Here is a 12,576-nt window from a genome sequence, read left to right as displayed (position 1 = left end):
CCGATTCCGAAACGTCACCTGCACGGCCCGAAAAAGACATTGAGCACGTTCCTGCTGCCGTTACCAGTAAAGTGCGGTGTATTCGCTGCCGACCGCTTCCGTCCCCTCATGGGACAGCAGCCGGTAGCCGCGTCCATAAGCCGCCTGGACGCGCAGTTGGCAACCGGCCTCCCGCAGCTTGGTGCGCAGCTTGTAGATGTGCTGCTCCAGGGTGCGTTTGTTGGACTCGACCGAGCGTCCCCACACCTTGGCGATGATCGTGGGCAAAGACACCACCTGGTTGGGCTTGGAAAACAGCAGGCAGGCCAGCTCGCATTCGCGGTGCGTGAGACCCACCGTCTTGTCCCCATGAACGAGGCAAAGCCTGGCCGGGTCGAGCCGGCAGCCGTCGACATCGATCGGGTGGGCGGCCTGGAACGCCTGGGCTTCCATGTGGCCGCGCAGCCGGGTCTTGAGTTCGTCATGCCCGACGCGGGAAAGGCTGATGTAGTCCACCGCACCGCAGGCCAGAGCCACGCCGAAGCCGGCGTGCAATTCGGCCCCCACCACCACGACGGGAACCTGATCGGAGACGCAGGTTTTGATCAATCCCAGATCTTCCGCCAAGGTGCCTCCGCAGTCTTCAAGGATCACGGCATCAAAAGCCTGCTGCCTCACTTGCATGCGGAAGGCCGCAATGCTGACGTGCAGCATGGCTTGAATTCCGCCACGGGAAAGCAGATCCACCAGGAACTGGTTCACCGTCGATCGACGCGAAAGAAGAGCAATGTTCATGGAATCCCTCGACGCAAATTTATATCGACAAATGGCGGCGCATCACGCTGCCCCCCTGGCCTGTTCAGCTGGGCGTGGGTGCCAAAAAATCGCCATCCGGTTGCTACACATAGTCACAGATTTTGCAATTTTTTCCCGGCCTTCCGCGGAACAGAATCAGCGAAATATTCTCTGCAGTATGCCCTTTCGATAGGTCAATTGCTTATAGGCAATAACTATTCGACGCCATAGCAGTCCCTTATCAGTCTCCAACTCCGGCTTTGTGCGCTCAATCGGCTGGCGCAGCAGTCCCTGTTTTTTTGCTGGCAGTTCTGGATCCGCGGCGCCTCCCTCTCTCGCTGCAAATCCGGTCCTCGACGACCTGATTTCACTCTAAACACCTCGCATGAATGCAGAAACAGCCCTTCATGAAAAACCGGTGACTCGCCGATGAATATTGGATGAACGGGGGAGCGGATGTGCTGCCAATAGCTTCAGGCAACGCGTGCAAAGGTATCCGAAGCCACTCACCACAAAACGTGGCAATTAGCAAAAGTTGAGGATTGAACGTAAGGAAGTTGAGCATTGCCCGGACGCCCGTTCCTAGCATTGACTGGTCATCAATCAAAGGCGCGGCAACACCGCGAAGACCCATGCTGCTCACACTTCTGTCGTTGACCTGCCAGCGCGCCCAAGCCCAGGCGCCAGAGCTTTCCAATCTCATTCATGCCATGCGCGTCAAGGACGCAGCGGGCATCGGCCGCCGGCGCCTGGAGCGCAATGGGCGTGATACGGGCACGCCACAGGAAGGCGCGCTGCTCGGACGCAGCCTGCTGCTGGTTGGCATGGAAGAGGCGGCCAGCGAAGTGTTTCACCAGCAACTCAAGGCCTATGACCAGGTTTCGCGCAGCAACGTGCGCTGGCAGTCGGCACTGGACCAGGCCTGGCTCTTTCATCATTTGAACAAGCCCGCCCGCGCCGTGGCTTGCTGGTCGATCGTGGCTGGCGACCACGAGGCCCCGCTTGAGTTGCGTGTGGAAGGCCATTGCGGCAAGGCGCTGTCGCTGCAGGCCCTGGGCCAGCATGCAGAAGCCCTGGCCACCGCACGCCAGGCGGAAGCGCTCTGCCAATCTGCCGCTGCAGCCATGCTGGAGCCGCACGCCAGGGCGATCCGCCTGGAGGTACTGGCCCGGGTGCACCTGCTGCGCCATGAAGAACTGACCGACCATGCACTCTCGGAGTCCGCCATGGCGCTGGCACGCGATCTGCCCACCGCGGCGGAGATGGTGGCCGAACTGGCAACGCTCGAGTCGAGCACCCACGTGCCCGAGCTTCTGCGGGCCCGCTTGGCTTTCCTGCGCTGCGGCTTGTTGGGACACCATCCCGCCAGTCGGCAAGAGGCGGTGGCGGGCTTCGTGCGCTGGCTGCGCGAACACGAATTGGCCGGCCTGGAATCGCAAGTACGGGTGGAAGCCTGCCTCGCATTGCTGACCGACAAGGCGGCCACGGGTGCCCGCGATGTGATCCAGCCGCTGGCCAGCGTCGAACGCGAGGTCGATCGGCACCCTTACGCGTCGGACATCCAGTACTGCCTGTCCAAGATCCACATGGAAGAAGGCCGGCTGGGCGAGTCACTGCGCCAGTACAAGCGCCACGTGGCCCAGGCCATGCGGGTGGTGCACAACACGGTGCTCGCGCGCATGAACAGCGCCGCGTCCACCCTGCCCTCCCAGGCCCAGGACACGACCGGGTTGCGCCTGCCGCCCCGCTATCGCGCGGCCTACCGCTACATCGTGGAGCACCTGCACGACGCCAACCTTTCGGTGCGTGAAATCGCAGGCCGCCTGGGGGTCACCGAACGCGCGCTGCAACTGGCGTTCCGCAACCACCTGGGAATGACGCCTGCCGAACTGATCCGGACCGAGCGCGTGAAGCGCATCGAAGACGAACTGCGCGAGATGAGCGAAACCGGCGGACGGGCCCACATGCTGGACGTCGCGTCACGCTGGGGCATCTGCAACCGGTCCACGCTGGCCAACGCCTTCAAGCTGTCCGCCGGGCGTCCCGCCGATGCGCACTGACATCACGGCTGGCGGGGCGCGACAGCCGCCCGCCGCCCTGCCGTCACTTCACCGAGGTCTTGGCGCCTTGCTCGACCAGCCGCGCAAACTCTTCATGCTCATAGGCGATGTAGGTCTCCATCATGCTGCGGTAGATGGCCTCGATCACCTCGGGCTCACCGCCTTCGGCCAGCGCGCGCTCGCGCACCCGGTGCACGATGAATTCGATGCGGCCTTCGTCCCGCACCTGGGACTCGCGCTGCTTGTTCAACGCCGCCTGGGTCATGTAGCCGCCGCGCTCCACCAGCAACGGCACCAGGATGTCGTCCAGCGCGTCGATGCGCGCGCGCACCTCCGCCATGCTGCTGCAGCGCTCCACCTTGTCGATCGCCCGGGTCATCATTCGAGTCCTTCCTCAACCAGTTCGGCAGCGCGCAGCAGGGCGCGGGCCTTGTGTTCCGTTTCCTTCCACTCCAGCTCGGGCACCGAGTCGGCCACGACACCGGCCGCGGCCTGAACATAGAGCGTTCCGTCCTTCACGATGCCGGTGCGGATGGCAATGGCCACATCCATGTCCCCGGCGTAGCTGAGATAGCCGCACGCCCCGCCATACAGGCCGCGCTTGACGGGCTCCAGCCGGTCGATCAGTTCCATCGCATGCACCTTGGGCGCGCCGGTGAGCGTGCCAGCCGGAAACGTGGCCTTGAGCACGTCCATGTTGGTCATGCCGTCGTTGAGCAGGCCCTCGACGTTGCTCACGATGTGCATCACGTGGCTGTAGCGCTCCACGGCGAACGCCTCCGTCACCTTCACCGTGCCCGTCTTGGCGATGCGCCCGATGTCGTTGCGCGCCAGGTCGATCAGCATCACGTGCTCGGCGCGCTCCTTGGGATCGTTCACCAGCTCGACTTCCGTGGCCTTGTCATGCTCCGGCGTGTTGCCGCGCGGGCGCGTGCCGGCCAACGGCCGGATCGTGACCTTCTGGCCTTGCGGGGTGCTCTCTTGCCGCACCAGGATCTCGGGCGACGCCGAGACGATGTGGAAGTCGCCCATGTGGTAATAAAACATGTAGGGCGAGGGATTCAGCGACCGCAGCGCGCGGTACAGGGAAAGCGGCGACTCGGTGTAACGCTTTTGGATGCGCTGGCCCACCTGCACCTGCATGAAGTCGCCCGCGGCGATCAGCTCCTTGGCGCGGTCCACTGCCGCCAGGTAATCGGCCTTGGCAAAGTCGCGCTGGGGGGGATGGCTCTCCGTCGGCTTGACGACCGGCGCGGCCACCGAATACTTGAGCTGGTCCTTCAAACCCCGCAAGCGTTGCTTGCCCCTGGAATAAGCCTCGGGCTGGCCCGGGTCCGCGTAGACGATGAGGTACAGCTTGCCCGAGAGGTTGTCGATGACGGCCAGTTCCTCGCACTGCAGCAGCAGGATGTCCGGCATGCCCATCGTGTCGGGCGGGCAACTGGCTTCGAGCTTCTTTTCGACGTAACGCACTGCGTCATAGCCGAAATACCCCGCCAACCCGCCGCAAAACCGCGGCAGGCCGGGGCGCAGCGCTACCTTGAAACGTTTCTGGTACGCCTCGATGAAGTCCAGCGGATTGCCGGCGGCGGTCTCGACCACCTGCCCATCGGTGACCACCTCGGTCTTGGCGTCGGCCCCGAAGCCGCTGGCCCGCAGCAAGGTGCGCGCCGGCAGGCCGATGAAGCTGTAGCGGCCGAACCGCTCTCCGCCCACGACCGATTCGAGCAGAAAGCTGTATTTTCCGCCGTCCTTGCTGTAGGCCAGCTTCAGGTAAAGCGACAGCGGCGTCTCCAGGTCGGCGAAGGCCTCCGCAATGAGCGGAATGCGGTTGTAGCCTTCGCTGGCCAGGCTTTTGAATTCAAGTTCTGTAATCACGGGAATTTCCCAATCGGGCAGCGCCAGCACAAGGACGTGGGGCGCCGCAGTTCATTGCGTTCGGCCCGTCAGGGCCACGGGTGCAGCTGGGATTGCCCCAGGTGCCATCAGGCGTTCGATGCGGCTGGCTTGCGCCAGGGCCAGGCTCCCCGGTCGCTGCAACCTGTGATGAACACGTGGTGAATGAACATGGGGAGAAAGTGTAGCAAAGCGCCTGCGGCCAGCCTGGATGGCCCAAGGCGAAAGGGCATCGCCACGTGACCACCGTCGATGGCATGCATTGCACGGGAAATGCATGCCATCGGCCACCCTTCGCGACCACCGCCATGAAAACGCGAAAGGGGAGGCAAGGCCTGCCGCCGATGCCTCGGGAGACGCATGGCGCGTGCGGCGTTCAGCGGGAACGTTTCACCGCAGGGGCCAGGCGATCGAGCTCGCTGGACATCATTCTGGCGACGACGCGTGCCACGGCCTGGGGATCCATCGTTTCATCGAACAGCATCTCGACCGCCGAATAGAGCATTTCCACCACGATGCGACTGGCCAGTTTCAATTCCGTGGGATCGGCATCCGGAAGCACCTCCACCAACAGCCGCACTTGCGCCTCGGTGACCTGCGCGTGGGAGGCGAGCCGGACCTGCTGCAATGCCGGCACGGCGCGCATGGCTCGCATGATCCACACGCCTGCCGGGGTGTGGCGCGTCACTTCGTAGGTATCGAGCAAGAGGCCCTCCAGCGCGCGCTCCAGGCTCGGGGCACCTTTCAGGAAGACGTCTGGCTGGATCCAGCGCTCCACGCACTCGTTCTGGCGCACCATCAGCCGCTGCCCCAACTCCGATAGCAACGCGTATTTGTTGGGAAAGTAGCGGTAGAGCGCAGGCGGCGTCATTCCAGCGCGCTCGCAAACCAGATTGGTCGACAGCCGCTCGATGCCGACCTCGTCCAGCGTCAGTGCGGTCGCTTCGAGGATGCGTTCGAACGTATCGGTGGCGCGCTGCTGCGCGGGCTGTACCTTGGTGGCGAGATCGGGCTGAACGCGGCGAGTCCGTGGCAAAGCGGCTTTCTCTTTCTTCATGGTGTTCGGGATTCTCCCCATATAAAAGGTGAAACAACTGGGCCGCATGACAATATCATAGTGATCACTACCTTCAAGGATGGCACCGTGACACAGCGCAAAGAAATCCATACTTCCGCGTTAATGACCGCGCTCGTGGTGGGCTCGCTAGCGCTGCTGGTCCTCGGGTTGCAGCCGATTTTGCTGGGCGAACTGCTGGAGGCCAGGCAGGTCAGCCTGGAGGGACTGGGGTTGGTGGCAATGGCCGAGATTGTGGCGCTGGGGCTGGGGGCCCTGCTCGGCGATCTTGCGCTGCCATTGGTGCATCTTCGCCTGGCCACCGCCATCGCGGCGGCCGCGGCCGCCGCGATGAACGTGGGGACGCTGCATGCGGTCGGCGACATGGGGTTCGTTGCGTACCGCGCGGCGGCCGGACTGGCGGAAGGCATTCTGGTGTGGGGGACCACGGCAGTGATCGTGCGCAGCGCCAATCCCGACCGCATCGCGGGCCTCTTCTTCGTGCTCCAGACCCTGGCCCAGGCGTTCGTGGGGCTGTTGCTGGCCCATGTGATCATCCCCACCCATGGCTGGGCCGGCGCCTTCGCGCTGCTCGCGTCGCTGCTGTTGGTGCCCGTGCTCTTGGCATTTGCGCTGCCGCGCCACCTTCAGCCGCTACCCACGCCGCCGACCGGCGCCTTTGCCTGGACCTGGCAGAAAGCGACGCCACTCATCACTGTTTTCTTGCAGCTGTCGACGTTGGGGGCCCTTTGGGCGTACGTCGAACCGCTGGGCATCCACGTAGGCTTCTCCGCGACCGCGGTGCAGACGCTGATCGCGGCCTGCCTGGGCGTGCAGGTCGTTGGCGGGCTCTGCGGCTCGGCGCTGGTGCGCTCGCTGCAGGCCCCCAAGGCACTTCTTGCGGGCTCGACCTTGCTGTGCGGTGTGGCGATCGGCATCTTCTACACCGGCGCAGGGGCCACGACGGACTTCGCCGCGCTGTGTGGCCTGTTCGCCTTCACCTGGCTGTTCATCACGCCGTTTCAGATGCGGTTCGCCTTTGACGCCGATGCCAGCGGGCGCGTGGCGTCCCTCATCCCTGCCGCCCAGGTGTTCGGCATCGCGTTCGGACCGCTGGTCGCCTCGTTCTTCGTCCAGGGAGAGCAGGCGCATGCCGTGCCGGTGGTCAGTGCCGCCTTTGGCGCCGTGGCCACGCTGACGCTGTGCTGGCGCTCCGTTACCCAACGCCACGCATTTTCCGCCTAGCGATCACGCCAAGGGAGTCAGCATGTCTTCACAGCCACCGTACCGCACCTTCCGCGAGTTCTATTCCTTCTATCTCAGCGAGCACGCGAACCCGGTCTCGCGCCGCCTTCATTTTTTGGGCAGCAGCATGGCCCTGATTCTCCTGACGGCCGCCTTATGGCAGCAGAACGGTGGGCTGCTGGGACTGGCGCTGCTTCAGGGCTACGCCTTCGCCTGGGTCGGGCATTTTTTCTTCGAACACAACCGCCTCGCCACCTTCCGCTACCCGCTCATGAGCTTCATGGGCGACTGGTGCATGTGGTGGCAGATCCTGACTGGCCGGATCAGGTTCTAACCGCCTTGCGCCATGCCTGCCACGCACTGGAATGCGCCGCGAGCGTCTCTTCGATCGGGCGATAGCGCAAACCGAGTTCGTCCATGCTGCGCTGGTTGTCGAGCGTGAAGCGGATGCCGAGATGATTGCGGATATAGGACTGCGACAGGCCGAACAGCGGCCCGATCCAACGCACCAGCGCGTCGGGCAACGGATGCCGGGGCAGCAGCCAGGGCCGATCGTGCACACGCCGCACGATGCGCGACATCTCGACGAACCGGGTCATTTCACGCTCCGCGACGATGTAGCGGCCTTGGGCCCCATCGTTCAGCGCAGCGGCGAGGTGTGCCTTCGCCACGTCGCGCACGTCCACCGTGCAGAAGCTGAAGTCCGGCACTCCGTAGAAGAACACGCCCCGCATCAGTTCGTCCAGCAGGAAAAGGCTTCCCGACTCCGATTCGGGCGTCAACGCCGGCCCCAGGACCAGGCCCGGGTTGATCGCCACCATGCGCCAGCGTTTCTGGCCGCCGGCGATGCGCCACGCCTCCTCTTCGGCCACCACTTTCGAGTAGTGGTACGGGTTGTTTTCCAGGGTGCTGGTGCGGTTGAACTGGTCTTCCGTGAGCACGTGCCCCTTCATCTGCAGGACGTCGGCGTAGTCGCCGAACATGGCCCCCACGGTCGATGTCAGAACGACCTTGCCGACCGACTCGCAGCGGTTGACCGCGGCCAGCACGTTGCGTGTGCCCGCCAGCGCAGGCTCCAGCAATTCGACCCGCGGGTTCTTGATCTGCTCGGGCAGAAAGAAAGGGGAGGCGACATGGAACACCGTGTCGCAGCCGCCCATGGCCTCGTCAAACGATCGCTCCCGCAGCAGGTCCGCGGCAAACAGCCGCAACCGGCCAGGGAAAAGCGTTTGCAACCCGAGCAGGGCGTACAGCTTGTGCGCCTTGCCCAGATCGCGCACGGTCGCGTGCACGGCCCATCCGTTTTCCAGCAGCAACTTCACCAGATGGCCGGCCACATAGCCCGAGCCTCCCGTCACCAAAGCAGTTCGCATCAACCCACTCCATTCGTTGGGCCTAGCGTATCGGGCGGGGCCCAGCGTGCGGTGTTCGCAATGGACAAGCGCGGGGCCGTTTCGGCCTGGATGCCATGACGCAGACCGAAACGGCGCTCCAGAACCGCGCCATCGTGCCGCCGATGCTCATCCGGGCGCTGCTGCGCGTCGCGCAGGCACGCGGCCTGCCGCCGGACCGCCTGTGCCTCGGCTTGGGCTTCGGCCCCGAGGATCTGCGGGATCCCGCGTTGCGGGTGTCCTACCGCCAGACGCGGGCGCTGTGCAAGCGGGTACAGGCACAACTGAACGAACCTTCGCTGGGCCTGCTCGCCGGACAGGCGCAGACCCCGCTCTCCTGGGGGCTGCCCGGCCTGGCCATGCTCACCTGCCAGACACTGGGCCAGGCCATCGCATTCTGTGCGGTGCATCAAAGCGAGGCGGGCGCATTGGTATCTTTCCGAATCGAACGCCAGGATGGCCTGCTGGTGGTCGAGGCGCAGCCCCGCTACCACGATCCCGAACTCGAGCCCTTGCTGATCGAGGAGGCCTTCGCGGCCAGCCTGACCGTGGTGCGCGCGCTGGTCGGTGCGGACTTCACGCCCGAACGGGTGGAACTGGCATGGCCTGCGCCGGCGCACGCCATGGCGCATCGGCGTGTCTTCGGCTGCAACGTGCAATTCGACAGGCCGGCACACCGCATGTGGACCTCGCAGCGATGGCTTGCCCAGGAGTTGCCCGGATGGGACCCCTACGCCTGCGACGCACTGCGCGAGCATCTGGCGGCCCTGCTCGAATGCCCCGGCAACCGCAACGATCTTCATGAAAGCGCACTGACGTGGCTGCGCGGCAACTTGGACAACGCGCCGTCCATGGCGGGCCTCGCACGCCACCTGAACCTCGGGGAGCGCACGTTGCGAAGGCGCCTGGACGCCCTGGGCGTGTCATGGCGCGCGTTGCACGACCAAGTGCGCCGCGACCACGCACTGGCGCTGCTGCAACGCGCGGCGCTGCCCATCCATGAAGTCGCATCCGCCACGGGCTTCGACGATTTGCGAGCCTTTCGCCGTGCATTCAAGCGGTGGACAGGCGCCTGCCCCAGCGCACTGCGCCAACGCTGACCCTCCGCGACCCTATTAGGGTTTTCACAAAGAAATCTCTCTTTTCAAAATAGTAGTCATAGCTATAAACTAGCCATCATTACCAAATAACCAAGTCATTGTGATGACCACATTCGCCCCCCTCCTTCGCGCTGCCGTCGTGCTGGCCACACTGGCTCAGCCCGCATGGGCCGCCGGTCCTGACGAGGCGAAAGGCCTGTGGATGGGGGCTGACAAGGATGCGGTCCTCGAGTTCAAGCCCTGTGCCGATGCGCCCACGGCGCTGTGCGGGCACATCGTCTGGGACAAGGACGCAGGCCAGGCCAAGGACAGCTGCGGCGTGCAGATCGCCCGGCTGGAGCACTACCAGAACGATGCCTGGCGCGATGGGTGGGTCTATGACCCGCGCGACGGCAAGAAATACAAGGGCGCGCTGCGGGTCAAGTCGGGAGAGCTGCACATCCGAGCGTTCCTGGGCACCGAGATCCTGGGACAGACCGAGCAGCTGCAACGCGTTGCCGCCCTTCCTGCCACCCCCGTGTGCAAGCCCTGAACCCGTCCCGTTCATCCACCCCACCAGCGAAAGGATCTCGCATGAAAAAACGTCCACTGGTCTTCCTGGTCTCCACCGGCGCGCTGCTCGGCGGCATCGCCATCCCTGCGCAGGCTGACGAGACCGCCAGCTACGCCGTGGAGACCGAAGTCAAGCTGCTCAGCGACCAGCGCACGCGCGGCCTTTCCGATTCGCTGAACCGCCCCGGGGCGCAGCTGGCCGTGCAATTCGCCCACGAAAGCGGCGTGATCGCGCTGGCGCAGTTGTCCACCATCAGCAACAAGGTCTACACGGGCAGCGACGGATACAACGTGCTGCTGGCCACCGGCTGGCGCTTCGGGGACCCGGACGGCTGGCACTACGGCGTGGGCGTGGCCAGCGAGCTCTTTCCCGGCGCCAAGTTCGATGCGCCCTATGGCTTCGATGCCAGCACCGGCACGCCCACCCACTTCCGGACGACGAAATACAACTCGACCTACGCCGTGCTCGAACTGGGCTGGGGCGCGCTCGATGCGCGCATCCTGACCGTGCTGTCCAAAAACTACCGGGGCGCCAGCACCAGCGGCGTCTGCGGCCAGATGCTGGCCCTGTCGGCCGACCCCACCAAGGCGCTCGACTGCTATGCCCGCGGCGACCACGACTCGCGCGGCAGTTGGCTCGCCGACCTCGACTACAAGATCCCCCTCGACGACAAGACGACGCTGAAACTGCACGCCGGAATACAGCGCATCAAGAACTTCAAGGAAGCCAACGCCAGCGACTATTCGATCGGCCTGCTGCACAAGCGGTGGGGCTTCGACTGGAGCGCCGAGTACGTCATGCCCAAGACCCGAACGCGCGAGTTGTTCCAGGTGGTCGATGGCGACAAGATCCGGGCGGTGGACGGCAACCGGCTCGTGCTGGCCGTCTCGCGCAAGTTCTGAGGCCTCGATGAGTCTTGCCCAACGCCTGGTGCTCGCCGTCGACCTCGGCACGTCGGGCTGCAAATGCGCCCTGGTCACGCTGGACGGGACCGTGCACGCCTGGGCCTTCAGGCCCGTCTCCCTGGAGGTGCATGGCGTGACGGCCGAACAGGATCCCGCCCATTGGTGGCAGGCCCTGATGGAGGCCGCGGGCGAATTGCTGAATGCGGACGCACAGCGGCGCCAACGCGTCGTTGCGGTGTGCTGCTCGACGCAGACGGAAGTCACGGTCTGCGTGGACCGGGCCGGCCGCCCCATCGGACGCGCCATCAGCTGGCTGGATGCCCGCGGCGCGCCCGCCATCGCACGGCGCACGCGTGGCCGGTTCGGCAACATCGAGGGCTACAGCCCCCTGAAACTCTGGCAGTGGCTGCGCCTGACCGGTGGCGCCCCGTCGACCACGGGCCGCGACAGCGCCGGACACATCGCCTACGTGCGCGACGAATGCCCCGACGTCTACGAGAAGACGCACAAGTTCCTGAACGCGCTGGACTACCTGAACCTGCGCCTGTGCGGCCGCCTGTGCGCCACGCAGGATTCCATCCTTACCGCGTGGGTCACGGACAACCGCGACCCGCACCACGTGCACTATGACGCGCGGCTGCTGCGCATGCTGGGCGTGGATGCGGAAAAGCTGCCCGAGATCGTCCGATCCACCGATGTGATCGGCACCCTGCTTCCCGAGGTGTCGGAGGCGCTCGGCCTGGACCCCGGCACGGCGGTGGTGGCTGGCGCGGTCGACAACTCCGCCGTTGCGGTGGGCGCGGCCGTCGACGACTTCGAAACGCACCTGTACCTCGGGACCTCTTCCTGGCTCGGCGCGCATGTGCCGTTCATGAAGACCGACATCTTCCGCAAGATTGCCGCCGTGCCCTGCGCGGTGTCGGGCCGCTACCTCGCCATGGCGCTGCAGTCCACCGCCGGTGCCAACCTGTCGTTCCTGCGCGACCGCATCCTGTACCACCCCGATGAACTGGCCAGCGACGAAGAGCATCCCGAAGTCTATGAAGCGCTGAACCGCATTGCCGCGCGCGTTCCACCGGGCGCCAGGGGGCTGATCTACACCCCATGGCTGTACGGCGAGCGCACGCCCGTGGACAACCCGCGGCTGCGCGCCGGACTCATCAACATGTCGCTGGAGCATTCGCGCGAAGACATCTTTCGCGCCTTTCTCGAAGGCGTCGCGTTGAACACGCGATGGATGCTGGAGCCCTTCTCCAGGCTGCTCGGGCGCAACCCGGGCGTCATCACTGCAGTGGGAGGTGGCGCGCAAAGCGAGGTCTGGTGCCAGATCATGGCGGACGTCTCGGGACAGCCCATCCGCCAACCCGCCAGCCCGATCCAGGCCAATGCGATCGGCGCCACGTTCATCGCGGGCGTGGGCATCGGCGCCCTGTCCTTCTCCGACCTGGGCCAGCTGCGCCAGATCCGCCGGGTGTACGAGCCCGCCTCGTCGCTGAGGAATCTGTACGACGAGAAATTCGGAACGTTCAAGGAGGTCCATACGCGCCTGGCGCCGCTGTACCACCGCCTGAATGCACCGGCCCTTTCCTGACAGCGAG

The 12,576-nt window shown here is 65.0% G+C and carries 12 protein-coding genes; 7 read left to right on the top strand and 5 right to left on the bottom strand.

Going from position 1 to position 12,576, the window contains the following annotated elements:
• Positions 1-60: 60 nt before the first annotated feature.
• Positions 61-774: a winged helix-turn-helix domain-containing protein gene (locus tag AVTE2539_RS20485; protein ID WP_284394261.1), complete on the bottom strand. Its 714-nt coding sequence runs from the start codon at positions 772-774 to the stop codon at positions 61-63.
• A gap of 632 nt (positions 775-1,406) precedes the next feature.
• Between AVTE2539_RS20485 and AVTE2539_RS20480 the strand changes: the two genes are divergently transcribed.
• Positions 1,407-2,834, top strand: coding sequence for a helix-turn-helix domain-containing protein (locus tag AVTE2539_RS20480; protein WP_284413461.1), 1,428 nt, complete (start codon positions 1,407-1,409; stop codon positions 2,832-2,834).
• A gap of 43 nt (positions 2,835-2,877) precedes the next feature.
• Here AVTE2539_RS20480 and AVTE2539_RS20475 read toward each other — a convergent pair whose 3' ends face one another.
• From AVTE2539_RS20475 to AVTE2539_RS20465, 3 genes are all read right to left on the bottom strand, one after another.
• A complete protein-coding gene (locus AVTE2539_RS20475; RefSeq protein ID WP_284413459.1) occupies positions 2,878-3,213 on the bottom strand; it encodes a chorismate mutase in 336 nt (111 codons plus the stop codon).
• Complete coding sequence (trpE, locus tag AVTE2539_RS20470) at positions 3,213-4,712, bottom strand: anthranilate synthase component I (RefSeq protein ID WP_284413457.1); 1,500 nt, start codon at positions 4,710-4,712, stop codon at positions 3,213-3,215. The genes AVTE2539_RS20475 and trpE overlap by 1 nt, the downstream gene beginning before the upstream one ends.
• A gap of 394 nt (positions 4,713-5,106) precedes the next feature.
• Positions 5,107-5,787, bottom strand: a complete 681-nt coding sequence (locus tag AVTE2539_RS20465; protein WP_284413455.1) for a TetR/AcrR family transcriptional regulator — start codon at positions 5,785-5,787, stop codon at positions 5,107-5,109.
• 60 nt (positions 5,788-5,847) lie between these two features.
• Here AVTE2539_RS20465 and AVTE2539_RS20460 point away from each other — a divergent pair, with 60 nt between their 5' ends.
• Positions 5,848-7,029, top strand: a complete 1,182-nt coding sequence (locus tag AVTE2539_RS20460) for an MFS transporter (protein ID WP_284413453.1) — start codon at positions 5,848-5,850, stop codon at positions 7,027-7,029.
• A 22-nt stretch (positions 7,030-7,051) separates the two neighbouring features.
• Positions 7,052-7,363 carry an Mpo1-like protein gene (locus AVTE2539_RS20455; RefSeq protein ID WP_284413451.1) on the top strand — a complete coding sequence of 104 codons (312 nt, stop codon included), beginning with the start codon at positions 7,052-7,054 and terminating at the stop codon, positions 7,361-7,363.
• Here the strand turns inward: AVTE2539_RS20455 and AVTE2539_RS20450 are convergent.
• Positions 7,353-8,402, bottom strand: coding sequence for an NAD-dependent epimerase/dehydratase family protein (locus AVTE2539_RS20450; RefSeq protein WP_284413450.1), 1,050 nt, complete (start codon positions 8,400-8,402; stop codon positions 7,353-7,355). The genes AVTE2539_RS20455 and AVTE2539_RS20450 overlap by 11 nt on opposite strands.
• A 95-nt stretch (positions 8,403-8,497) precedes the next feature.
• Here AVTE2539_RS20450 and AVTE2539_RS20445 point away from each other — a divergent pair, with 95 nt between their 5' ends.
• The 4 genes from AVTE2539_RS20445 (at position 8,498) to AVTE2539_RS20430 (ending at position 12,569) form a co-directional block, all read left to right on the top strand.
• A complete protein-coding gene (locus tag AVTE2539_RS20445) occupies positions 8,498-9,520 on the top strand; it encodes an AraC family transcriptional regulator (RefSeq protein ID WP_284413449.1) in 1,023 nt (340 codons plus the stop codon).
• 103 nt (positions 9,521-9,623) lie between these two features.
• The gene (locus AVTE2539_RS20440; RefSeq protein ID WP_284413447.1) at positions 9,624-10,052 is read left to right on the top strand and encodes a DUF2147 domain-containing protein; all 429 of its coding nucleotides are present in this window, start codon (positions 9,624-9,626) and stop codon (positions 10,050-10,052) included.
• 41 nt (positions 10,053-10,093) lie between these two features.
• Positions 10,094-10,975 (top strand): TorF family putative porin, encoded by an 882-nt coding sequence (locus AVTE2539_RS20435; protein WP_284413446.1) that lies wholly within the window; start codon positions 10,094-10,096, stop codon positions 10,973-10,975.
• Positions 10,976-10,982: 7 nt separating this feature from the next.
• Positions 10,983-12,569: a xylulokinase gene (locus AVTE2539_RS20430; RefSeq protein ID WP_284413443.1), complete on the top strand. Its 1,587-nt coding sequence runs from the start codon at positions 10,983-10,985 to the stop codon at positions 12,567-12,569.
• Positions 12,570-12,576: the final 7 nt, after the last annotated feature.

The organism is Acidovorax sp. SUPP2539 (assembly GCF_030158975.1).
Classification (GTDB): domain Bacteria; phylum Pseudomonadota; class Gammaproteobacteria; order Burkholderiales; family Burkholderiaceae_C; genus Paracidovorax.
Note: the sequence above shows the minus strand (reverse complement) of the source record. Positions and strands in the feature narration are given on the sequence as shown.

Coding starts and splice junctions, on each gene's coding strand:
- AVTE2539_RS20485 (WP_284394261.1), bottom strand. CDS start 774: ATGAACATTGCTCTTCTTTCGCGTCGATCGACGGTGAACCAGTTCCTG.
- AVTE2539_RS20480 (WP_284413461.1), top strand. CDS start 1,407: ATGCTGCTCACACTTCTGTCGTTGACCTGCCAGCGCGCCCAAGCCCAG.
- AVTE2539_RS20475 (WP_284413459.1), bottom strand. CDS start 3,213: ATGACCCGGGCGATCGACAAGGTGGAGCGCTGCAGCAGCATGGCGGAG.
- AVTE2539_RS20465 (WP_284413455.1), bottom strand. CDS start 5,787: ATGAAGAAAGAGAAAGCCGCTTTGCCACGGACTCGCCGCGTTCAGCCC.
- AVTE2539_RS20455 (WP_284413451.1), top strand. CDS start 7,052: ATGTCTTCACAGCCACCGTACCGCACCTTCCGCGAGTTCTATTCCTTC.
- AVTE2539_RS20450 (WP_284413450.1), bottom strand. CDS start 8,402: ATGCGAACTGCTTTGGTGACGGGAGGCTCGGGCTATGTGGCCGGCCAT.
- AVTE2539_RS20445 (WP_284413449.1), top strand. CDS start 8,498: ATGACGCAGACCGAAACGGCGCTCCAGAACCGCGCCATCGTGCCGCCG.
- AVTE2539_RS20440 (WP_284413447.1), top strand. CDS start 9,624: ATGACCACATTCGCCCCCCTCCTTCGCGCTGCCGTCGTGCTGGCCACA.
- AVTE2539_RS20435 (WP_284413446.1), top strand. CDS start 10,094: ATGAAAAAACGTCCACTGGTCTTCCTGGTCTCCACCGGCGCGCTGCTC.
- AVTE2539_RS20430 (WP_284413443.1), top strand. CDS start 10,983: ATGAGTCTTGCCCAACGCCTGGTGCTCGCCGTCGACCTCGGCACGTCG.